This is a genomic window from Bacteroides sp. (assembly GCA_036351255.1).
In the GTDB taxonomy this organism is placed as follows: Bacteria; Bacteroidota; Bacteroidia; order Bacteroidales; family UBA7960; genus UBA7960.
In genome coordinates this window covers 89,690-112,100 of the sequence record JAZBOS010000115.1, presented here as the reverse complement: position 1 = coordinate 112,100, position 22,411 = coordinate 89,690, and the positions used below count along the sequence as shown (strand labels likewise).

The following is a 22,411-nucleotide window of genomic DNA, read 5'->3' as shown; positions in this document are numbered from 1 at the left end:
AGCCGGTGGTGTTGCGATATTCCATGTTTTTTGCCGACCTATTGCGTTTAACCGGGAGGTTAACCCCCCGCCGTATCCTGAACCTTGGCCTTATTTATGCAGGTCTTTGGCTGAGCAAGCTTTCCGGTAAGGTCAGGGTGTTCGGCAGGCCTTTCGCCGTTTCGGCAGAAGTAGCTTCGGTTTGCAACCTGCGCTGTCCCGAGTGTATGGTAGGGCAGGGGAAAACAAACCGCAGCAATAAACAAATGGACCCCACCCTGTTTAATGAAATTCTGAAACATCATCGCAAGCATAGTTTTTACACCAACCTCTATTTCCAGGGCGAACCCTTTCTGAATCCCGCCCTGCCGCAACTGATCAGCAAAGCCTCGGGCCTGGGCTACTACACCAGTGTGTCGACTAACGGGCATTTCCTTACTGACGACCATTGCCGGGCAGTTGTTTCTGCCGGGCTCGATCGGCTCATCATTTCCCTCGATGGGCTCGATCAGGACACCTATGCTTTTTACCGGGTAGGGGGTAACTGGCAGAAAGTAGTCGATGGCATTGCCGTTATGTCCCGTGTAAGAAATGAGATGAACGCCCGGAAGCCCCTGATCGTTGCCCAGTTTTTGGTAAACCGCAAGAATGAAGGACAAATCCCCGAATTGTTAGCCTTTTCCCGCAAGCAGGGGGCTGACGTAGTTGAACTGAAAACCATGCAGGTTTATGAGGAATCCGGGGCTGAGAAGTTTTTGCCCGAAAATCAGCGGTTTAACCGCTATAAAAATTCAGGCAAACCGCATGGTTTTCGAACAAAGGGCAGGAACAGCCCCTGCTTCCGCCTCTGGAGCCACGCAGTTTATACCTCCGATGGCCTGCTTGTGCCCTGTTGCTATGACAAAGTCCCACAGCATCCTATGGGTAATATTAAAGGCGGAGACCCTTGGTCTTCGCCTTCAATGAATGCATTCAGGGAAAAAGTGATGAGGCAGCGTAAGGAAATTGGCATCTGCAGCAACTGCGGCCAATGACACTTTAAATGGTCATGATGTCGGTCTCCTTGGCTTCCACCAGCTGATCTACCTTGGCAATGTATTTGTTGGTCAGCTCCTGGATATCCGCTTCAAACTTCTTCACCATGTCTTCAGGAGTTCCCTCTTTTTCCAGCTTTTTGGCGGCATCAATGGCTTCGCGGCGGGCGCTGCGAATTCCTACCTTGGTGTTCTCGGCTTCGGTCTTGGCTTTCTTCACCAGGTCGCGACGCCTTTCCTCGGTCAGGGGCGGAACAACAACCCGGATCAGGGTGCCGTCGTTCTGGGGGTTGAAACCCAGGTTGGCAGCCATGATGGCCTTTTCAATGGGGGCCAGCATGTTCTTTTCCCAGGGCTGGATGACGATCTGACGCGGATCAGGGGTGTTGATGTTCGATACTTGCGAAAGCTTGGTCAGGGTGCCATAATAGTCCACCTTGACGCTATCAAGCATTTGAGGGTTGGCTTTTCCGGCACGCAGCTTCGACAACTCACGTTCCAGGTGGCCAATGGCTTTTTCCATACCCTCTTCTGCAGCCTCTTGTAAAAATTCAATTTCTTCGTTCATGACACCGTTGTTTATTTGGGGAAGTTGCTGTTGGTTCCCTGCAAAAATAAGAATTAATTTGAAACGAGCGTCCCGGCGGGCTTACCTTCCACCAGCAGCTCGTGCAATATGCCTTTCTGGTTTATGTTGAAAACGATGATGGGCAGGTCGTTTTCCTGGCAAAGGGTAAAGGCCGTCAGGTCCATGATGCGCAGGTTTTCGCGGTAAGCCTGTTCAAAGGTCAGCGTATCATATTTCCTGGCCTTAGCATCCTTTTCCGGATCAGCGGTATAGACCCCGTCAACACGTGTCCCCTTCAGGAGGACATCCGCTCTGATTTCGACTGCCCTGAGTGCTGCGGCCGAGTCAGTGGTGAAAAACGGATTGCCTGTACCTCCGGCCATGATCACCACCTGGCCCGCTTTAAGCAAGGCCATGGCATCTCGGCGGTTCATCTTTTTAGCCACCGGCTCAACAGGCATCCCCGAAAGTACCGTGGCCGGGACGTCCATGGCTTCGAGTGCCGACTGCAGGGCCATGCTGTTGATCACCGTGGCCAACATCCCCATATAATCGCCCTGAACCCGGTCAACACCCTTACCGCTGCCCTGCAGACCCCTGAAGATATTTCCTCCGCCAAGCACCACGCCTACTTCTATGCCTTGCCTGGTCAGGTCTTTGATTTCTTCGGCGTAAACATTTAACATGGCAGGATCAATCCCCTGCCCTCCAGGCCCTGCCAGCGACTCGCCGCTGAGCTTGAGCAATATCCTTTTATACTGAGGCATGGTTTTCGTTGGATTATTAATTTTTGCAAGTTTAAGTGATTTTTTTGAATGTCGCCTGATTCCGGGGCCATAAAAACCGTGTTGGACTTCAGGACCCCCATCGCCCTAAGGGAAAATTGCACGCTTTCCTTTCAACCGCAATAAGGTCCTTGGCTTTTTAACAGAAGCGATGAGTTTTGCCTGGTCCTTTTTTTGCTCTTTTCAGCATCTGACTTAAAACGTATCATAAACGTTTTAAAACGTTTATGATACGTTTATGATACGGTTAAAATAGGTAAATGATATAAGCTGGAAATTTCCCGGTTCCGGGACAGGGCAGGGAACAAGTCAAAACGGCAAATGAAATTTAGCCTTCTTCAGGCAGTGGCCATACAAGGAGAACAAAACCCTTTGGGCCTGGGGGAAGCAGAAATGGAGGGAAATAAGAAAAGCCGCACCGAAGTTGTTTGTCCGGGGCGGCTTTTGAAAAATTCTTCTGGCGGGGATTACTGTCCCAGTGCCAGGCGTTTGAATGCTACAACGGTCAGATTCTTGTCAGCATCTTCGAGCATCTGACGAACGGTCTTTTTGCTTTCCTTGATGAACTCCTGGTTCAGCAGGGTGCTTTCCTTATAGAACTTGTTGAGTTTTCCCAAAGCGATTTTTTCAACCAGTTCTTCAGGTTTGCCTTCCTGACGTGCCTGATCTTTACCGATCTCGATCTCTTTCTCAATGATCTTCGGGTCAACGTCATCCTTGTCGATGGCAACAGGAGACATAGCGGCGATCTGCATCACAACATCCTTACCAAGCTGGTCAATGTCATTGACATCGGCTTTGTTCAGGGCGGCGATTGAAGCCACGCGGTTGCCGGGATGTATGTAGGCAAAAGCCTTGGCACCACTGATCACGTCGAAATGCGAAAGATTCAGTTTCTCACCGGTTTTGCCAATGAGGTCGGTCAAGTTGGCTTCCACGCTGCGGCCGTTCATGTCGGCTGCCTTAACTTCTTCAAGGTTTTGGCAGTTTTTTTCGATGCCTAGGTCGAGAATGCTGCGGGTGAAATCAATGATTTCCTGGTTTTTGGCCACGAAGTCGGTTTCACAATTCAGCATGATGATGGCGGCCTGGGTGGCATCGGCATTGACTTTGGCCAGCACAACACCTTCGTTGGCTTCGCGGTCAGCACGGCTGCTGGCTACTTTTTGCCCCTTCTTGCGAAGGATTTCGATGGCTTTTTCAAAATCGCCATCGGATTCTACCAGGGCTTTTTTGCAGTCCATCATGCCTGCTCCGGTTTGTTGGCGCAGTTTATTTACTTCTGCAGCTGTTATGTTTGCCATAATGGTCTATTCTTTTAAATAAATGATTACAATCTTGGTCTTTTTGCCTGAGGTTTCTTCAGGGGAGCGCCTTTGGGTGCCTTGGGTGCTTTTTCCTCTTCTTCTTCAGTATCTAACTTGGCCTTCTTGGCAGCTCTGGCTTTGCGAAGCGCTACTTCTTCCTCGTCTTCTTCAATGGCTTCAGCACCTTTGCCTTCACCTTCCATATCCACGTCCACATCCATATCTTCCTCTTCCTCGACGGCTTTGTCTTTCTCGAGTTTGCGTTCTTCAAGGCCTTCCTGAATTGCTTCAATCATCAGTTTTACGATGATATGGATGGACTTGGAGGCGTCGTCGTTGGCCGGGATCGGGAAGTCGATCTCGTTGGGGTTGGCATTGGTATCGACAATGGCGAAAGTGGGGATGTTGAGTTTGCGTGCTTCGGCAATGGCAATATGCTCTTTGCAGATGTCGACCACAAAAACGGCGGCCGGTAATCGGTTCAGGTCAGAGATACTGCCCAGCTGCTTCTCAAGCTTTGCCCTTTCGCGGGTTACCTGCAGGCGTTCGCGTTTCGACATATTGTCGAAGGTGCCATCGGTAGCCATCTTGTCGATGGTGGCCATTTTCTTTACGGCCTTGCGGATGGTGGCAAAGTTGGTCAGCATCCCGCCGGGCCAGCGTTCAGTCACATAAGGCATGTTTACCTGCTTGACCAGGTTGGCTACCACATCTTTTGCCTGTTTTTTGGTAGCGACAAAAAGGATTTTTTTGCCCGATTTGGCGATTTGCTTCATTGCGGCAGCCGCCTCATCGATTTTGGCAATGGTTTTATTGAGGTCAATGATGTGGATGCCATTGCGTTCCATGAAGATATAAGGAGCCATGTTGGGGTTCCATTTCCTTCTTAAGTGGCCGAAATGCACACCAGCGTCTAATAATTCATTATAATTGGTTCTTGCCATGATGTAAGGTAAATTGTCGGAAAAAAATGATTAACGTTTACTGAACTGGAATCTCTTCCTGGCTTTCTTCTGGCCGGGCTTTTTACGCTCAACCATGCGTGGGTCACGGCGAAGCAGGCCTTTTTCTTTCAGCGGGGGACGATATTCAGCGTTAATCTCCACCAGTGCTTTTGAGATAGCCAGCCGGAGGGCTTCGGCCTGACCTTTAAAGCCCCCTCCATCGAGGTTTACGTTAACATCGTATTTGCCTTCATTGCTGGTAATTGCGAAAGGCTGGTTTACAACGTACTGCAGGATACCAGTCGGGAAATATTCTTTGTAGTCCTTGTTGTTGACAGTGATCTGACCGTTGCCGGGTTTCATGTAAATGCGGGCAACAGCGGTTTTCCTTCTTCCAGAGGTGTTGATTATTTCCATTGTTACTTGATTGTGTTAAGGTTGATTTGCTGGGGTTGCTGCGCCTGGTGCGGATGTTCGCTGCCGGCATAAACATAAAGGTTTCCAAAAATGGCCCGTCCCAATCGGTTCTTGGGAAGCATGCCCTTCACCGCTTTTTCGATGATGGCCTCAGGTTTCTTTACCAGCATCTGCTTGGCGCTGGTAAAACGTTGTCCGCCGGGATATCCGGTATGTCTGACATATTCCTTCTGATCCCATTTTGACCCGCTGAGCTGGATTTTATCAGCATTAATGACGATTACATGATCGCCGCAATCGGCATGCGGGGTGAAGTTGACCTTATGTTTCCCCCGGATGATTTTGGCAACCTTGGAGGCCAAACGGCCAAGTATCTGGTTTTCTGCATCCACAAGAACCCATTCCTTGTTGGCGGTCTCCTTGTTGGCAGATATGGTTTTGTAACTTAAAGTGTTCATTTGTGTGGCTTAATTTGCTGTACCTGATTTTTTTAAACACAAACATCCCCTTCAAAAGGGGGTGCAAAACTAAGATAATTTTTCGGTTCCGGCAAATTTATTAACAATTTATTGTTGATAAACTCTGGCGGAATTATATAGGATAATACAACGGGCTAAAATTCAGGGTGCAAAGATAAACATAATTGTTTTATTCAATACTGCCTGTTTTGAAAAAAATTCAACCAGGGCTTTTGCGCTGGCTTTCAAGGGAAGACTGCTCCAGACAAGGGCTTTTCCTTTTCCCATTTGGAGCGCATTGCGGGGAATTAACATTTTTTTACCAAGGTAGTGGAGCAGGGTGTATATTAAACCAGTAATTTTGCATAAACTCTGTTCGATGAAGAAGATATCTCTTTTGTTGCTAGTTGGCCTGCTTTTCTCGCCGGTTTTATTGTCTGCTGCCCAGGGTGAATTGTCGCCCAGTGCTCGCATCTCCCTGCTGACGGCCACCCCCGGCGATGAGCTGTATTCGGTCTTTGGTCACAGTGCCTTGCGCGTTCGTGATCCCGAAACGGGACTGGACGAGGTTTATAATTACGGCACCTTTGACTTCGACACCCCAAATTTCTACCTGAAATTTCTCCGGGGGAAACTGTTCTACAAACTATCTGTAGTGCCCCATGAGTATTTTTTACTGGAATACCGCTACGAAGGCCGGGGCATCTCTGAGCAGATCCTGAACCTCAGCCAGGAAGAAACCCGCCGGATATATGACTTCCTGCAGGTAAACCGCCAGCCCGGCAACGAATATTACCTTTACGACTTTTTCTACGACAACTGCGCCACGCGTATTCGCGACATTGTTGAAAATCAGCTGGAGCCCGACTGGGGTGAAGACCCGGTGCCTGAATACAGCCGGTCGTTTCGCGACATGCTCAAGCCCTTCCTGGTGAATAAACCCTGGGCACTTTTCGGCGTAGACCTGGTGCTGGGGCTGCCTTCTGACCGCGAGGCCACCCCCTGGCATTATATGTTCCTCCCCGATGAGATGTTTCTTGCATTTTCTCAGGCCCGTCATGCCAATGGCAGGCCCCTTATTGAGCAATATGCCCTGGTGCTGGAACAAACCTTTAGCCCAGGGAAGAGTCACTGGCTTACCCCTTTGGTGGCAGCCTGGATGGTTTTCTTGCTAGGGATTCTGTCTCTGCTGAAAGTTCGTATTGCAAGGGTTTTCGACAAAATCTTTTTTACCATTCTTGGCCTGGTGGGACTCGTCATCCTGTTTCTTTGGTTTCTTTCTGATCATACGGCTACAAACGCCAACCTGAACCTGCTCTGGGCATTGCCTACCCATTTGTACTTTATTTTCAAGGGGAATATGATATACCCCATAGGCATCCCCAGGTATTACTTTAAGGTGGTGTTTTTCCTGAACTTGTTCCTGCTACTTTTCTGGCCGTTGTTGCCCCAGGGATTCCATCCCGCTTTTCTGCCCCTCATTCTTTTGTCGGCCGTCAAAGTATTCCTTTATGGATACGGGGATGCCTGGAAGCGGTTGCCCTTTATGCGGCGCCGGCGTTGAACTTTCAGGCAATTTTTCGGTTTATGTTGGTAAGTTCCAATGCATTGATAGATGAATACCTCTGAACATATCCACCGTTTTGTCCCTGCAAGGGCTTCTGTTGAGAAGGCTTACACCTTGTTGTTGCTTCACGGGACAGGAGGGGATGAAAACAACTTAATGGGGCTTGCAGATCATTTTGGCCAGGCGTTTAATTACCTGAGTCCGCGGGGACAGGTGCTTGAGAATGGCATGCCGCGTTTTTTCAGGCGGCTCTCTGAAGGGGTCTTTGATCAGAAAGATCTGGAGAAGCGTACGCGCGACCTGGCCACTTTTATCAGGCATGCTGGGACACATTACGGGTTCAACCCCCGTAAAGTCATTGCCCTTGGTTATTCCAATGGAGCCAATATTGCTGCCAGCCTGATGCTTTCGGGTGAGAACGTGCTGAAACATGCCATCCTGATGCATGCCATGGTGCCCTTTATTCCCAGCGACTTTCCGCTCCTTCAGCATTCACAAGTGTTGCTGACGGCAGGTGAAAACGATCCCATCGTCCCTGCCGAAAACACTTCAGCCCTGGCCGACTTGCTGGTTCAGGCCGGTGCAGAGGTGGAAATATTCTGGCATCAATCAGGACATACACTGATCGAAGAAGAAATTGCACGCGCTCAATTGTTTTTAAATAACCTTAATATTTAATAAAGTTATGATCGAAGGATTACATCATGTAACAGCAATGACAGGAAATATCCGGAAGAACATAAGATTTTATACGGAAATCCTGGGTTTGCGCTTCGTGAAGAAGACCATAAACTACGACAGCCCTGATACCTGGCATTTTTATTTTGGGGATGCAACGGGTAGCCCAGGCTCCGTAATCACATTTTTCCCTTTTATGGGGATGCCCCGGGGTCAGGCAGGTGTTGGCTCGGCCAACGTTACCGGGTTTTCGGTGGGAGCTGACTCGCTCGATTTCTGGAAAAAACGCCTTAAGGAATACCAGGTCGACTTCCGGGGGCCCTTTCATCGCTTCGACGAGAGTTATTTTACACTGTATGACCTTGATGGAATGGAACTGGAACTGGTGGCCAGCCCAAACGACCCCCGACAGGGTGTCGAGACCCCTGGGATACGGGCAGAAGATGCCATCAAGGGGTTCAGCCACATAGAACTAACCTGCAGCATTGCCGATAAGACTGCTTTCTTTATGATCAATGTATTGGACCACCATCGGCTTAGGGAAGAAAACGACCGTATCCGCCTGTACGCTGGGGAGAACCGCCCGGGTCATTATGTTGATCTGGTATCGCGCCCTTCTCTGCCTCTTCACAAAGGCGGTATTGGCACCGTTCACCATGTAGCTTTTTCCACCCCTGACCTTGAAGCCCAGAAAGCCCTCAGGGATCGAATCGCAAAAGCAGGCATTCAGGTCAGCCCGGTGCAGGACCGTCAGTATTTCCATTCGATATATTTCCGTGAGCCCGGCGGAATATTATTTGAGATTGCCACCAAGGGCCCCGGATTCCTGATTGACGAAACTCCAGAGACGCTTGGTCAAAACCTGAAGCTGCCTTCCTGGATGGAAGAAGACCGGGAGAAAATTGAAGCCCAACTACCATCCCTGGATTAAACTTTAAGTAATACGCAAAAAAAAAAGCCCTCTTTCGGGGGCTTTTTTGTTTTCCGTATTAAGTCATTATTTAATGACCTGAACCTTGCGGGTGTGAATGCCGATGGGCGTCAATACGTGAACGAAGTAAATGCCAGTGCGGAAATGGTTAACATTCAATATGTGGCGCTCATCCTGAACGGAAGAGGTGTAAACGATCTGGCCAAGCATATCGATCACACGGATCTCACGGATCATTTCATTGGAAACAATGTTCAGCTGGTCTTTGGCTGGATTGGGGTAGACATTCAGAGAGATCTCTTCCACCAAAGGCACAGTCGTTGGATCGGTCATATAGCCGAACCAGTCATTGACTTCCATGGGACCTGTAACTTCCAGCATGCGATTATCACCGCCTGCCCATTCGCCGTCATCCCAGGAGGGGCCGCTGAAATACTTGTATTCAAAGGAACCAGCAGGAAGCTCTTTTGTGAGGGTAAATATGTAAACATTATCCGTAGCGTCCATTAATTGTTCGTCTTCCATGGTGCCGGGTTCTGCCCAGTTGATTCCGGGGAATGAACCAGTGATGTAATAGGTGCCAGTGCCGGGTTCAAAGCCGGGGGCATAGCGGGCATCCAGGTTAAAGACCACTTCATAGCGTTCCTGGATGATGGTGGCCGGGACGGTAATGTCTGCCCCGTCAACAGTCACTTCCCCGCTGGTTCCCTGGTATCCGGCTTTTTCGATGCTATAGGCATAGGTGCCGTTGGGAGCCGCATAGGTGTAAACGCCAGCCTCAAGGGTTTCGCCATTGATGATAATGGTAGCCCCTTCCACATCATTGCCATCCTGGTCCGTGATCTCAAAGGTGATGTTATAGAAGATCACCACGGGCAGGGTCACCTCGGCAGTGACAAGCCAGTTATCGGGGGTCAGGGGGTCGTTGTTGGCCAGGCGCGAACGGCTTGCCAGGTAACCATCGGTCTCCAGAACGGAAAAATACCAGTTGCGGCCATCCTCGTCCACGTCAATGGCCATCCAGCCTTCGGGCAGCCACATGGGGTCAAGGGGATCGACCACACCACCCGAGAAATCTTCAGTGAGGATAACAGCAGGGGAGTCACCTGTACGCAAGGCCACGATCTCAACATTGTCAATGACAAGACGCTCCATGCCTGTAACGTCGTGGTGACGGAAAGCAACGCGGATGCTTGAATCGTTGAAGCCTGAAATTTCTATGGAGCGGTTCTGGTATTCCCATGCAGGGGTTTCCGTGTCAAGGGTTTCCTCATAAACCATGGAAAAGTCCTCCATGTTGAAAGTGTAATCGCCACCTTCTTCGGGCATTGGGGCTACCCAAACGCTGTAGTGTTCAGCGCGGTATTGGGCTTCTTCTGCCGTGGCTGCCACATCCCAGGAAAGAAAAATGTTGTTAAAGATTGCTGGATCCTGAACTAATTCAATGTTGACAAAAACATTGCCGTCAACCACCGAAAAATAGCCCTCTGTGGGATAGTATCCCGAACGGGTAACCAAATAATCATAAAACCCCGGGGTGGCATTGAAGGTATAATCGCCGGCAGGCATACTAACCCCATCAATACTCACAACGGCATCGGTGATCAGTTCTCCTTCGGTGTCGAGCACGGTAAAGGTGACCAGGAATTCGGAATCCGTACCTGCTGCCAAAGAGACATCCAATGACAGGTCAGCATCATCAACGGTAAAGGTGCCGCTAGAAGTCAGGAAGTCTTCTTTTTGAACAAAATACTGGTATTCGCCCGGGAAGAGTTCGAAGTCATAAAGCCCGGCCTCATAATCCATGCCATTGATGGAAACCATTGCGTCGGTGATGGGGTTTGCACTGCCGTCATCTACGTTAAAATTCACCATGAACGGATCGACAATACGCAGGTCGTCAAAATAGAGGTCACCAGTTTCGCCTGCTGCCTGTCCGCTCCATGTGATCTGAAAGCTGTCGAAATAAATAGGATTGCCGGTCCATTGACCATCGCCATTGACCCAACCGATGACAGGGTCTTCCGATAGGCGCCAGGTGATGCGTTTCCAGCCCACCCAGTCAATGACAAACCATTGTGATCCTTCCAGCTGGTTGTTGCCGGTTTCCCGGGTCATCATGCGGAATTTGTTTCCTGAACCATCGCCATATACAAACACTTCAATGGCCTGGTCCGGTAAAAATTGTCTTTCAGGTACATTGGCGTTACCGGCAGGCATGTGTTGCCGGATCAGGTGGCGGATGGCCCCGGGTTCGTAAGCAATCTCGGTGTCCCAAAGATAAGCCAGTTTCATCGAACCAGTGCTTGCCGTAGCCGGATTTACAATCTCGGTTTCAGCTTCACGGAAAGTTGTTGGCACACCATCCACTTCTAGGATGACCCCAATGGTGCTTCCGCTTCCTTCAGGCAACCACCATAAGTCAACTCCTAATTCAAAGTCATCAATGTAGCGGAAGTTTGGATTATCCTCCTTGGGTGCTCCGGCAAATGCAGCCGAAAAACCTGTCAAAGCAAAGGACAGTAACACCCATGACAGAATGGTAAACTTTGTTTTCATACGCTTGGTTTTTGGTTTGTAAAAAATTTCGGGTTTCTGTAAAGTTAAGGAAAAAGCGGCGTACGTCCAACAAGTCCGTAGGCCAGCTTTGGGTTTACTGAATAATCTGGATCAGGGTATGATCCCATCCCTTTTGGGTATTGATTCTTAAAAGGTAAATGCCCTGTTCCAGGCCTGATAAGCTGAGTTTGTATTGATTCTGTAAAGGCTCTTTGGTCAGGATTATCCTGCCATCGAGGCTGAATAACTGCAGCTGTTTTATGATGCCCTGTGCTTCCACGTTAAGCTCTCCTTGAGCGGGATTTGGGAATACTTTCAACCCATCCAGACCAATTTCAGGGACCGAGGTGTCATCAGGCTGTACCGTGACTACTGTGGTAACCTTCAGTTCCAGGGGAGGATTTGACTGGTCAAGTTCTTCCGGGAGGTCGAAGGTGCCTGTGGCGGTATAATTTCCCGCTGTGAAGGCATCGTAATCTTCAACGGACCATTCAAGGTTTACGGTAAAGGTCAGACCTTCATAACTGGAAATGAGAACCGTTGTTTGGGGCAGCAAGGAAAGGACTTCAGCCAGTTCGGTTGCGTAAGCAACCTCCAGCGGATCAACAGGTTGAATGCTCACAAGGTAGGGTTTTCTGACCGTTACCATGGCGTTTACCAGCAAGGGGGTTTCGGGATCAGACTGGCTAACCCCATCCGGTAGCGAGAAGGTCCCTGTGGCTGTAAAGTTGCCCGGTGCGAAAGCATCATAGGCTTCAATGCTCCAGTCAAGGCCCACCAAATGTGAATTCCCGAATGAATCAAGGATGGTGGTGCTGGGTTGCAATTCGCTCAGGACGACCGCTTCGCTGGTCCCATAAGAAACCGAAACATCGTCCACTGGGGTAATGCTTGCGATCACAGCGGCTTCCATGACTACCTCCACCTGGTCGAGCATAAACATATAGCTATCGTTGGAGACATATTGGATGGCAAAACGGATGACCTGGTCTGCGTAATCTCCCAGGAAGAACGAGAACTGTGTCCAGTCGAGCGGGGCCTCCAGGAAGTCGCCTTCGGAAATTAATTCGAAGGCATCCGGGTCAAAAGAGAACACCGGGTTGTCATCCACCATCACCAATACCCGGAAGCGCTCCAATCCCCATTGGTCTGAGATGGACTTGGCCTGGAACTTCAGCAGGCTGCCTTGGGTGGCTATTATTTGCGGAGAAATTAACCATTTATCATCGCCGATGATTTGCGATTGCATGGCAATTAAATACTTATCGCCCTCAAAGGCAGGATGGTTGTCGATGATAGGACCCTCGGTCAGGGCAGGGTTCATTACCTTAAAGGCATAGGCTGTACCTGCTCCCGGGAAAGTAAATCCGGCCGGGTTCCAGGTGATGACTTCCTGCACATCGACCGTGATCCAGGGGAAAAGGTCGGTTGTAAAGTCTTCGTAATCCTCAAAGCTCTCAAACAGCGTCGTGGGGAATGAAACCGGGTCTTGTTTTACAAAGCGGAAGTCATCGATATAAATTGAGCCCTGATCATTTGCATCGCTTGCATATCGCAGGTGGAAACTGTCGAAGTAAAAGTTCTGTCCCTCAAGTTCACCGTTACCAGTAACCCATCCAAAAACAGGATCATTGGCCAGGTCCCATGACACCAGTTTCCAGCCAACCCAGTCGATTGTGATCCATTGGCTTCCTTCCAGTTCATTCACTCCGTCGCGGATCATAAAGCGAAATTCGTTACCAGAACCGTCACCAAAAAGATAGATTTGCAATACATCATCGGCATTGAAGCGGTTATTGTTTTGCGAAGCCGTGGCAGGCAGGTAGAGTCGAATGTAGGGAGTTCCAGCAAAACTCATGTCCCAGGCATAATCGAGACGCATACTGGCATTACTTGCGGTGGTATGGTTCACCACATCCATGTCGGGGAAGCGCCCTGTCAATTCAGTAATGATACCAGCCGTTTGCCCGGCTTGCTGGGGATGCCACCAGTTGATGATGCCTGCGTCGAAAGAATCGATCATAGTAAGCTGATTAACGGGTTGTTCCAGCAGGTAAAACTGAAGGCTAAAGGCTTCCGTGAGGTTGTTGAAGTCATCGGAAAGGCCTTCGGCTACTTGGGCAATATAAACCAGGGAGGGGTCTAGGTCTTCAGTTGGAAAGAAATGCAGGATGCTTTGTCCGTTTATCACTTTATGGTGAATCACACCTGCTACGGGGTCTCCTCCGCTTTCGGGAACAAGAGTGATGGCGTCAGCAGCGATGCTCGAGGCGATTATGGGTTCATCGTACAGCAGCCTGATGATAGGCCTTCGTTCACGTGCAGGCTCGTTTTCAGATGGCGAAAAGGCGATTAGCTGGGGCGGGGTGCTATCTTCTTCCGAGGTGATAAACTCGAGGGTATAGTTGCCGCCTTCCACTCCGTCACCGTCTCCATCAAAATACTGGTTGGTAAGCAGGTTCTGGGCAATGGACCCGTCAATGGTGAGCACATAGGGAGTTACAAATGCAAGCTGGCTGGTGTTAACCAACACGGTGAAATCATTTTGCCAAGAGAAGGAAAGGTCAGCAGGTGGGTTAAGGCTGATGGCTTCTTCAACACTGGCCTGGTTCATCTTGCGGCTGAACCGGATCTGAAGCGTAGTGCCGGGAACCAGGCTGGAAAGCGATTCGGCTGGTTCAACCCATTCCACCACCGCGGGTACGGATGAAGTTAACTGCACATCTAGGAAACTGAGATTTTGAACAAGGTTTCCATCCGGATTCGAGGCAATTGTAAGATTGGTTTGGTAAGTATTGTAATCATCAGAAGAAAAAATCACTTCCACATTACTCAGCGGCTCCAGGTCTTCAATGAAATAAAACCCATTGCTAAGCTGGTCGGGATCCTCGCTGTACTGATAAAACAGCGACTCGTAAGTATCTGTGACATATACCTGGTCGCCGATGGTCACCGTAATGCCGTTGAGGGGTTTCTGGGTTTCAATATCCTTGATATATCCTGTTGCTACCCCGATGACAGGTTTATTCACTTCATTGTAATCGAGTATGGTCCAGAAAGCAGCAAGGGCCTCCAGTTTTTTCCATTCTGCGTTCATATTGCGCTGCTGCTGAGTGGGGTTAGTGTGGAAGCCGCCTTCGCTGAGCAGGGATGCCATTAAACTGACCCTGTTAACATAAAGATAAGGAAACTGGTTATCATGGTGAAATACTTCACCCTGGTAGAATACCCGGTCGGCGTAATTTCCACTGGTGGGGATACGCATGGCCCCGGGAAGGTTCACATTCAGAATGTTCCCATAAGCTTTACCTCCCTGAGGTGTTTTTTCTACCGTGACGCCATAGCTCCTCCAACCCCCGTATAGCATGAGGGTGCGGTTGGATTCCGGCCCACCGGCATCACTGTGAATGGAATAATAAAAATCGACCCCCAGGGTGTTGGCCTCATCAACCCGCTCGGAGAGCGAGATGTTGTCCTGGTCGGTTTCACGGGCAACATGAACTGTTTCAATATCCGTATACTCCAGGAGGTAGTCACGAAGGGCCAGGCCAACCCGCAAAACCTTTTCTGCTTCTGAATAACCGAAAAGTCCCATGTTTTCGTATTGTGCATGGCCCTGATCGATATAAAGGGTCCAGTCATTGAGCCCGGTAACCTGGGCCGCTGCAGGCTTTGATTGAGAAACGATCATTCCCGTCAGCAAAAGCCAGACAAGGCTTTTTAAAATTGCCCGAAAGTGATTTATGGATAATTTCATAGCACTACAATTTTTAGTGTTTAAAATCCTGGATTCAGTTCAAGGACATAAATGCCTCCATCCTCTGGGTTTTCGAATGCAATGCGCTTCCCATCGGGTGACACGGACGGGCTTAAGGCCATAATTTCAGTATGGGGTGTCAGGTTGTATTCTGCCCCGCTTTCAATATCAATGGCATACAAATCACCTGAAGTGACCATGTGTCCATCGTCGGTTGTTTTCATTACCACCAGGTATTTGCCACCTGGTGCCCAGCTGGGGCGTTCGCCACTTCCCAAATGTTTCAGGCCGCTGCCGTCCAAATTCATGACGTACAACCCTTGGGTGGCCACCTGAAATGCCAAACGGTTTCCATCGTTCGAAAAACGAATGTTAAGAATGGTTTTTTCTCCAAAATCAGCGAGGACTACCGGTTCATTTTTACCCGCAATGGAGCGGAGTATTTTCCCATCTACCGGGTATACAACCGGGTTTTCCGGGCCTTCTACCGGATGGCCCAGCGGAGCTTTCCCGCTTTCAAGCAATTGTAGCTCGGAATTTAGGATCACGGCAACATGCCGGTCGCGGTGGGCCCATTGCGGGAGACTTTTTATGCCTCGCGAGGGCTCAACCAGCACCTTAACCTCACCTGTCTCAACGTTAATCAATTCAACGGACTGAAATCTGCGTAATTCCCTGAATTCTGAAGGGCGCATTAAAATGGTTCTGGAGTCTGCTGACCACGAGAAGCCAAATCCTGCCCCATCGGCATCAGAAATTTGTCTAACATTGGATCCGTCGGCACTAGCGACCCAAACACCAAGGTACTTCCCTGATGTAAAGGCCAGACTTTGCCCATCGGGTGACCAAACCGGATGGAGCCAGGGCCCTGATTCAGAAGGGATAAGCTGGCTTGGCAACCCATCAGGAGCAGGCTGTGCAGCCAGATTTTGGCAGCAGAACAAAAAGATGACTGCCAAAGCAATTAGGTTTCTGATTATTTTTTTCATGACAATATATTATTGGTTGATTTTGATCAACTTGAAAGTAAACCGGGCATTGCTGGCCGTGGTGACCACACCAGTGTAAAAACCTGGCAACACACCGCTGATATTAATTTCGTCGAGATTATTGCCGTCATTGCGTTCCAGCATCAGGACCCGCTGACCACTCATATTGTATAACGAAATCGTGCGCTGTCCCGGCGATTTGGGATAAGGCAGAAATGTAAAGTCGCTTGAGGGATTCGGGTAATTCCCCAAAATCTGATGTGACGGATTTTCAACATAAACCCCTGAAGTGGTGGTAAACCTAACCACGGGAGACCACATGCCGGTGCCGCATTCGTTTACTCCTGCAATCCTTAAATAATGATCGGTATTACCATCACTGAGAGTAATATTTGTAATATTTTGAGTGATTCCGGTTTCGCTTATTACCAGTGATTCTTGAGAAAAGGACGGATCAAGAGCTACCTGCAGGTCATAGCTATCGGCTTCGGGTAGATAGCTCCACTGCGCCACTGCCGAGAAAGCAACATTCTCTTCTTCATTTTCCGGGGAATTTACCGAAGGGGTTGAGGGATAGCCTGTAAGGAAAAAATCAGCTTCTGAATAGGAGCTTACGTCTCCATCCTTTGCCATGATCCGGTAATAGTATGATTGTTGGCCCTCAAAAACGTTGCGGTTGATGGGAAAGTAATTTTCCGGGAAGACCGGGCTCTGGAACACCACGACTTCATCGAATGGATTGGAAAAGAGTAATAACTGATATTCACCAATTCCTGGCATTTCAGGCCAGAATATTTCATCGTCCTGGCAAGCAGTAGCCCCGTTAAACAAGGAGATGGAAGGAGCATTAAAGGGGTAGTACTCAACATAATCTGATTGCGGCCCAATGCTGCGGTTACCTGTAAATTCAGCTACCGCAAAATAAGGATAGTTCCTGTGTAGAATGGTGCTGAAAGTATTTTTAAATGCCACCTGGACAAAATCAGCACCGTTTTCCTTGGTGGTAGGGGGCAATTCATTCCATCCGTAAATAATAAATCGTTCGGCTTCAGAATCAATGTTTAGGATTGCGACATCCGGATCTTCGGCAAGGGAGCCAATATTGAGTAGGCCTGGTATTTCAGGCTCAGGACTGTCAACCCAAGCCAGGAAGGGAAAGACTGTTTTTTGGGAAAATAAATCATCGGCCAGGTAACCAGCCAAGTCTTTGTCAGGCTTCAGCAGGCTGTTCGTGTTATAGAAAAGAAGTCCGAGCCCATCATTAAAATTGCTTTCGCGATGGGCAATGATTTGATTCCCGATTTCAGTCACTGGCCAGTCGTTCTTGTCGGGGTTAAGTTTCCCGTTGTTTGGCCCAATGCCAAATTCATGGATACCTTTAGAATCCGAATAAGTATCTTCGAATTTTGCAGGATATATTCTGTATGCGCCAAGGCTTGGATAATGATGCCTGCCATAGCGCTGAGACTGCCAACCCCACCATTCGGTCAGAGTTACAAAATCCTGGCTGCCGCCTATTTGCCAGTAAAGCTGGGGTGAGATATAATCAATGGAGCCTTCTTTTAGCCAGGCAAGGGGGTCGCAATTGATGGTAGCCCAGTTGTTGTTACCGGTAATGCCCTCCGGGAGGGTGGTTTCGTAAAACTGGGCCACCAATGCATTGGTGGTATAAATTCCTGCGGGGCTCACGCCAAATACAAGGTTGGAATTCATTGCCTTGATGGTGTCGTGAACCTCACGGATCATATTGTTGACAGAGGCTCTCCGGAAATCACCGCGGGTAAGGGTTTGAAATAATGGCCCATCATAATAATGCCTGATAAATTCCTCATCGCCAAATTCATCGAAGGTAGTCTGGTCGTAACTGGTGGGCATGTTGGACGGGTAAAAATAATCGTCGAAAATAACCCCGTCAATATTATACTTGCTGATAATATCGGCAATAATGTTTTTGATCAGTTGGGTTGTTTCCGGATGACCCGGGTCGAAATAAGTTCTGTTGTTATAATTGATGATTAGATGGGGGTGGGTTTGAGAATAGTCACCAGGCCGTCCGGCAAATTCTCCGGCTGTACTTTCAAAACGATAAGGGTTCAGCCACACATGAAGTTCCATCCCCCTTTTATGGGCCTCCTTAATGGCGAATGCCAAAGGATCATACCCCGGATCAACTCCCCGGTCTGCTGGCGAGGACCCAAGCATATGGGACCAGGGTTCGTAAGCAGAATTGTAAAAGGCATCGGCAAAAGGCCTGACCTGCAAAAACACAGCGTTAATATTGGCTTGTTCCAACTGGTTAAACATAGAAACCATTTTGCTTTGCTGGGTTTGTGCTGTTCCCAAAGGAGGCCAGTCGATGCGCCAGGCAGTTGTAAACCAAGTTCCGCGCATTTCGCGACCAGGCTGCGCCGTGGATAAGAAAATGGAGAAGGAAAAGATGAAAAACAGAGGTAGAAATTTCTTCATAAGTTGTTTTTGGTTAATAAACCGGGAGTGTCCGTTAAGAAACGGACATCTCCCGATTTGGTGCAATTTATCTTTTTACATGGTCAATGCCAATGCCATAGGGAATCAGGCCAGTGACATAAAATTCGGGTTCTTCGCTACCGTCCATTTTATAACGCTTAACGCCTGACAGAGATCCATCGCCGACAATTTCTCCGGCAGTATTCACATCGTCTTGGTGACGGAATGGATAGTAGATATATCCGCCCTCGCTGTCAACGACAATACTTGTGACATAGGTCCTTTCCGCCTCTCCCCCTTGCATGGAAAAGCCTTCAAGGTCATCAATCAATTGAATGTTTGAGCCATCAATCTCGCAGACATACAAGCCAGGATCGTAACCACCGCTGGCGTTGTTGACAGCGAAGTATATTTTCTGGTTTTCATTGTCCACTTCGAAGGTCCTGATCTTAAGGGGGTAAAGGTTGTCGATTTTGGCGATAAACGCTCCAAGGAGGGTAAAGCGGTACAGGCCCTGGCCTGTTCCATGCTTGCTGTACCAGATCTCGTTATTTTCGATACGTACTGTACCATCGGTCCATCCATAAGTACTTGAAACACCAAGAATCTCGGCCATTTCAGCAGCAACAGCCCAGACATAGGGGCTGGGGTATTCACCGTTGGTCTCTGAATAATGAATGCGCCGAACGCCCTGGAAACGATCAAGCCAGTAAACAAAGCCATTTTCATCCACAGTCGAAACGAATGGATCGTCAATATAGGTCTGCTCCAGCAAACTGGGTGATGTTATGGTATAACGGTTTCCACCCTGCAGATTAGTGGTGAAGATGTAACCGTCGGGTGGAGTCCCGGCGGCTGAAAAGCGAATATTATCGCCAGCAACAGAAACGATGATCCGTTCCTGGAAGATGCTTACCGACAGGGGATGCAGACCCACATCGACAGGGAGTTCTTCTTCGGGAGCCACGGCCCCGGTATACAGCATTTTTTTGTAAAGTCGCTGGTCAATAGCGTTGGTTACATAAAGGGTCTTGGCAATCTCGGCCTGTACATTGATGGTCTTGCTGGCGGTCAGGGTTTCCATGCCATCAAACAATTCCAAGGTAACAGTATAATCTCCAGGAGGGTTAAAACTGGTTTGCGGCATGGCTTCCGTTGAGGTTTCCCCGTTGCCGAAGTCCCAGGCATAGGTCACCTGATCCATCAACTGAGGATATTGAAAATACTCAACCCAGAATGTCACTATATCGTCATAGACAATACCGGTGGGTTCATACAGGATATTTGGCTGGGGTTTGACGACAGCGAACTGCTTGGTATGGGTGGTTTCCTCCCCATCAGCAGTAATTTTCAGGGTAGCTGAATATTCCCCTGGCCATGCGTAATAAACACCTTCGGGCTGAATAGCCGTTGAAGTGCTGTCTTCAGTCACCTCTCCGTTCGACACAATGCGTCCACCCGGAAAGGTCCAATGAAAGGCTTCCGCATTCTTTGAGCCATTGATAAACTGCACAGTGGCAGGTGCAAACAGGTTGTCAGCGTCCTGAATGGTGAAATAGGTTGTTACCTCTCCCCATACTTTTTCCTCTTCCTTGTCGCAGGCCACTATAAACAAGGCCAGGGATCCAAGGGCAAGGAAGATTTTTACAAAATTTTTCGGGTTCATATTTGCATTTTTTTTAATTACTTAAGGATCTTAAAATTGCGCGCTGATGTGGCACTCGCATTGGTTTCTGCTACAGTGGCAACCGATTCGATGGTCCCTCTGGTAGTATCTTCCAAACTTGCTTCTGACAGATATTCGATCAGCAACTCCCGGGTCATGTTTTCCTGAACGAAGGTAAATCCCGCTTCGGTCAGGTTGCCAGTATAGAAGCCTTGCTGGTCAAACTCAAAGCAACTTGCCGGGGCAGAAGGGAAAAGCATCAGCACAATGGCGCGGTTCATTTGCAAACTGAGTTCGGCAACAAGAATATCGAAGGTTTCCTGCGACATCTCATCTACCACCTCCGAGTCTTCCAGGTTATAAAGCGTAAAATCACCAGGCACTATAAAGGGATGCTCAATGACATAAGCATTTTCAATGGTTTGGTAAAATGCATTGAGGGAAGTGCCTTCTTCCGGATAACTTTTTATCAGGGTATTCTCAATAAAAATGGTATCCGGTTTGTGTTCTGCTGAAAGTTCCACTGGTTCATCGTTGACAACCATTCCCATCGTTATGGAATAGTTTTTCAATTTATAACCCTGGTAGAAAAAGGATACTTCTTCAATATCGTCATTGATGGACCAGCAAACAGTGCGCAGCACCAGGGTGTCGTTCACTTTGGCATCGGGCATCTGCGCCAGCAAATTAAAAGGGGTCATATTACCCGTAAGCGAGCCCTGATCGGCGATAGGATCATTCTTTTCGCAGGCTATCAAACCCATTCCAAGCACGAAAATTAAAATGATATTTCTTAACGTCTTCATTGTAAAGCGTTTGTTAGTTCGACAATGTTGAATTTACGGCCCACCAAAAAGGAGTAACCACCCAAAGGTCTTCCCTGGCACCGAGACGTTCAATCTCATTGGGATTGTATATGTATTCGGTCTGAGGGTCATAAGGCAAGCGTTGTATCCATGCCCCATTGTAAAGTTCAAGGGCGTTTTCAGGATACTGTAATTGGGGATAGGCTTGGTTTGAGTATTTGTACCGGCGCATATCCACCCATATTTCGGGCTGAAAATACAAGGCAATATACTTTTGCATCATGATGTCGGAAATCTCCAGCTCATTGGCACTCTGGGCAACAGCTGGTGAATTGCGGTAAGCATCATAAGCATCCGGAATGCCTAAGCGGTTAAAGTTCCTTTGAATGCCATCGAGGTAGGCCTGCCAGGCACGGCCTTTATCATTCAGATAAAAGGCGGCTTCTGATTCAATGAAATATAGTTCTTCATCGGTAATAAAGATCAGGGGTGAGTTATCCCGGGTCCAGTAACCATCGTAAAGAACGGCAAAGTCATCCATATCCAGGGCCCCAATGCCTGCACTTGCAGGAATGGACAAATAATTTCCGTTATCCCCCGGCGTGGTCAGTTCGTATAAGCGAGGGTCAATCTCACCCGACAAATTCATAGCATTCATAAAAAAGTCGGTATGAACAGAGTTGGTGAGCATGTTCCTGATGTCGGCAAAGTCCCATTGCGGGTTAGCCCTTGAGGGTCCCCACAAGTTGATCTCCCAGTCGTTGGCGGGTTCGTCAGGGAAGGCATACAATGGTTCACTCCATCCTGCCTTGGCTTGATCAACGGCGTCGAGTACGGCCTGGTAACCACCCTGGAAGTTTGCGGTATGCAGCAGCATACGGGCCCGAATGGCATGGGCAAAAGCCTTCCAGTTTGTCAGGTTGCCTCCATAAATGTGGTCTTCCGTGCTGGTCATGGTCCTGTTTTCTATTGTTGCCTGATTCAGGTCCTCGAGGCCTTCGGCCAGCCATCTTGCCACCTCCATGTAAACGGTGTCCTGGGCATTGTATCTTGGGTTATAGTTTCCTGAAAAAGCATCCAAAACAGGCATGTCACCAAAAAGATCGGTGGCCGTCAGAAAAGAGAACGCCATCATGATCTTTCCAACACCTTCATAGTTGTTCGAACCTTCTTCCTCAGCGAAAAGAATCATTTTATTGGCATTCCCGGCAACATCAAAATAGTGTCTTCGCCAGGCGTTTACCCTCAGTACACCCCGGTAATCCCAGCGGTCTTTCACAGCATGGGTCCCGTATTCGGTGGTAACATACTGGGTGATATAGGCTGTTGTTTCCCCGTGTGCGTAGTGGGCGTATGCCATATTGCCGAGGACAGCAGGGAGCATGTAGTTGGGTGTTGTGGTTTCATCGCTGTCGAGCGAAGTATTTACATCCAGGTAGTCTTCACACCCCCAGAAGATAAAAGCGCTTAAAAAGAGGATTATATATTTCTTCATGGTGG

17 protein-coding genes are annotated in these 22,411 nt (G+C 48.7%); 4 read left to right on the top strand and 13 right to left on the bottom strand.

All coding sequences use genetic code 11. From position 1 onward, the window contains the following. The first annotated feature begins 23 nt into the window (after window positions 1–23). On the top strand, window positions 24–1,013 hold the full coding sequence (locus V2I46_11700; protein ID MEE4178161.1) for a radical SAM protein: 990 nt from the start codon (window positions 24–26) through the stop codon (window positions 1,011–1,013). Between the two features lie 4 nt (window positions 1,014–1,017). On the opposite strand, the gene frr is transcribed toward V2I46_11700, so the two are convergent. The 6 genes from frr to rplM all read right to left on the bottom strand — a co-directional run bounded on the left by frr (window position 1,018) and on the right by rplM (window position 5,492). After that, a complete protein-coding gene (gene frr / locus V2I46_11695) occupies window positions 1,018–1,581 on the bottom strand; it encodes a ribosome recycling factor (protein MEE4178160.1) in 564 nt (187 codons plus the stop codon). A gap of 53 nt (window positions 1,582–1,634) precedes the next feature. Next, the gene (gene pyrH / locus V2I46_11690) at window positions 1,635–2,348 is read right to left on the bottom strand and encodes a UMP kinase (GenBank protein MEE4178159.1); all 714 of its coding nucleotides are present in this window, start codon (window positions 2,346–2,348) and stop codon (window positions 1,635–1,637) included. A gap of 485 nt (window positions 2,349–2,833) precedes the next feature. After that, complete coding sequence (gene tsf / locus V2I46_11685) at window positions 2,834–3,670, bottom strand: translation elongation factor Ts (GenBank protein MEE4178158.1); 837 nt, start codon at window positions 3,668–3,670, stop codon at window positions 2,834–2,836. Between the two features lie 26 nt (window positions 3,671–3,696). Then, entirely contained in the window at window positions 3,697–4,617 is a 921-nt protein-coding gene (gene rpsB / locus V2I46_11680) for a 30S ribosomal protein S2 (GenBank protein ID MEE4178157.1), read from the bottom strand. Between the two features lie 30 nt (window positions 4,618–4,647). Continuing rightward, window positions 4,648–5,034 (bottom strand): 30S ribosomal protein S9, encoded by a 387-nt coding sequence (gene rpsI / locus V2I46_11675; GenBank protein ID MEE4178156.1) that lies wholly within the window; start codon window positions 5,032–5,034, stop codon window positions 4,648–4,650. 2 nt (window positions 5,035–5,036) lie between these two features. Beyond that, complete coding sequence (gene rplM / locus V2I46_11670) at window positions 5,037–5,492, bottom strand: 50S ribosomal protein L13 (GenBank protein ID MEE4178155.1); 456 nt, start codon at window positions 5,490–5,492, stop codon at window positions 5,037–5,039. Between the two features lie 379 nt (window positions 5,493–5,871). On the opposite strand from rplM, the gene V2I46_11665 reads away from it, so the two are divergent. From V2I46_11665 to V2I46_11655, 3 genes are read left to right on the top strand one after another with little or no spacing between them, the layout of a single operon-like run. Continuing rightward, complete coding sequence (locus tag V2I46_11665) at window positions 5,872–7,056, top strand: DUF4105 domain-containing protein (protein MEE4178154.1); 1,185 nt, start codon at window positions 5,872–5,874, stop codon at window positions 7,054–7,056. Window positions 7,057–7,107: 51 nt separating this feature from the next. Beyond that, window positions 7,108–7,737, top strand: coding sequence for an alpha/beta hydrolase (locus tag V2I46_11660; GenBank protein MEE4178153.1), 630 nt, complete (start codon window positions 7,108–7,110; stop codon window positions 7,735–7,737). A 7-nt stretch (window positions 7,738–7,744) separates the two neighbouring features. After that, a complete protein-coding gene (locus tag V2I46_11655) occupies window positions 7,745–8,668 on the top strand; it encodes a ring-cleaving dioxygenase (protein MEE4178152.1) in 924 nt (307 codons plus the stop codon). Window positions 8,669–8,734: 66 nt separating this feature from the next. Here V2I46_11655 and V2I46_11650 read toward each other — a convergent pair whose 3' ends face one another. From V2I46_11650 to V2I46_11620, 7 genes are all read right to left on the bottom strand, one after another. Further along, window positions 8,735–11,227 carry a T9SS type A sorting domain-containing protein gene (locus V2I46_11650; protein ID MEE4178151.1) on the bottom strand — a complete coding sequence of 831 codons (2,493 nt, stop codon included), beginning with the start codon at window positions 11,225–11,227 and terminating at the stop codon, window positions 8,735–8,737. 94 nt (window positions 11,228–11,321) lie between these two features. Continuing rightward, complete coding sequence (locus V2I46_11645; protein ID MEE4178150.1) at window positions 11,322–14,984, bottom strand: Ig-like domain-containing protein; 3,663 nt, start codon at window positions 14,982–14,984, stop codon at window positions 11,322–11,324. Window positions 14,985–15,004: 20 nt separating this feature from the next. Beyond that, window positions 15,005–15,973 carry a hypothetical protein gene (locus tag V2I46_11640; GenBank protein MEE4178149.1) on the bottom strand — a complete coding sequence of 323 codons (969 nt, stop codon included), beginning with the start codon at window positions 15,971–15,973 and terminating at the stop codon, window positions 15,005–15,007. A gap of 9 nt (window positions 15,974–15,982) precedes the next feature. Beyond that, a complete protein-coding gene (locus V2I46_11635) occupies window positions 15,983–18,439 on the bottom strand; it encodes a family 10 glycosylhydrolase (protein MEE4178148.1) in 2,457 nt (818 codons plus the stop codon). 67 nt (window positions 18,440–18,506) lie between these two features. Then, window positions 18,507–20,105: a PKD domain-containing protein gene (locus tag V2I46_11630; GenBank protein MEE4178147.1), complete on the bottom strand. Its 1,599-nt coding sequence runs from the start codon at window positions 20,103–20,105 to the stop codon at window positions 18,507–18,509. Window positions 20,106–20,122: 17 nt separating this feature from the next. Beyond that, window positions 20,123–20,911: a hypothetical protein gene (locus tag V2I46_11625; protein ID MEE4178146.1), complete on the bottom strand. Its 789-nt coding sequence runs from the start codon at window positions 20,909–20,911 to the stop codon at window positions 20,123–20,125. Between the two features lie 13 nt (window positions 20,912–20,924). Further along, window positions 20,925–22,406: a SusD/RagB family nutrient-binding outer membrane lipoprotein gene (locus V2I46_11620; protein ID MEE4178145.1), complete on the bottom strand. Its 1,482-nt coding sequence runs from the start codon at window positions 22,404–22,406 to the stop codon at window positions 20,925–20,927. Between the last annotated feature and the right edge of the window lie 5 nt (window positions 22,407–22,411).

Coding starts and splice junctions, on each gene's coding strand:
- V2I46_11700 (MEE4178161.1), top strand. CDS start 24: ATGTTTTTTGCCGACCTATTGCGTTTAACCGGGAGGTTAACCCCCCGC.
- frr (MEE4178160.1), bottom strand. CDS start 1,581: ATGAACGAAGAAATTGAATTTTTACAAGAGGCTGCAGAAGAGGGTATG.
- pyrH (MEE4178159.1), bottom strand. CDS start 2,348: ATGCCTCAGTATAAAAGGATATTGCTCAAGCTCAGCGGCGAGTCGCTG.
- tsf (MEE4178158.1), bottom strand. CDS start 3,670: ATGGCAAACATAACAGCTGCAGAAGTAAATAAACTGCGCCAACAAACC.
- rpsB (MEE4178157.1), bottom strand. CDS start 4,617: ATGGCAAGAACCAATTATAATGAATTATTAGACGCTGGTGTGCATTTC.
- rpsI (MEE4178156.1), bottom strand. CDS start 5,034: ATGGAAATAATCAACACCTCTGGAAGAAGGAAAACCGCTGTTGCCCGC.
- rplM (MEE4178155.1), bottom strand. CDS start 5,492: ATGAACACTTTAAGTTACAAAACCATATCTGCCAACAAGGAGACCGCC.
- V2I46_11665 (MEE4178154.1), top strand. CDS start 5,872: ATGAAGAAGATATCTCTTTTGTTGCTAGTTGGCCTGCTTTTCTCGCCG.
- V2I46_11660 (MEE4178153.1), top strand. CDS start 7,108: ATGAATACCTCTGAACATATCCACCGTTTTGTCCCTGCAAGGGCTTCT.
- V2I46_11655 (MEE4178152.1), top strand. CDS start 7,745: ATGATCGAAGGATTACATCATGTAACAGCAATGACAGGAAATATCCGG.
- V2I46_11650 (MEE4178151.1), bottom strand. CDS start 11,227: ATGAAAACAAAGTTTACCATTCTGTCATGGGTGTTACTGTCCTTTGCT.
- V2I46_11645 (MEE4178150.1), bottom strand. CDS start 14,984: ATGAAATTATCCATAAATCACTTTCGGGCAATTTTAAAAAGCCTTGTC.
- V2I46_11640 (MEE4178149.1), bottom strand. CDS start 15,973: ATGAAAAAAATAATCAGAAACCTAATTGCTTTGGCAGTCATCTTTTTG.
- V2I46_11635 (MEE4178148.1), bottom strand. CDS start 18,439: ATGAAGAAATTTCTACCTCTGTTTTTCATCTTTTCCTTCTCCATTTTC.
- V2I46_11630 (MEE4178147.1), bottom strand. CDS start 20,105: ATGAACCCGAAAAATTTTGTAAAAATCTTCCTTGCCCTTGGATCCCTG.
- V2I46_11625 (MEE4178146.1), bottom strand. CDS start 20,911: ATGAAGACGTTAAGAAATATCATTTTAATTTTCGTGCTTGGAATGGGT.
- V2I46_11620 (MEE4178145.1), bottom strand. CDS start 22,406: ATGAAGAAATATATAATCCTCTTTTTAAGCGCTTTTATCTTCTGGGGG.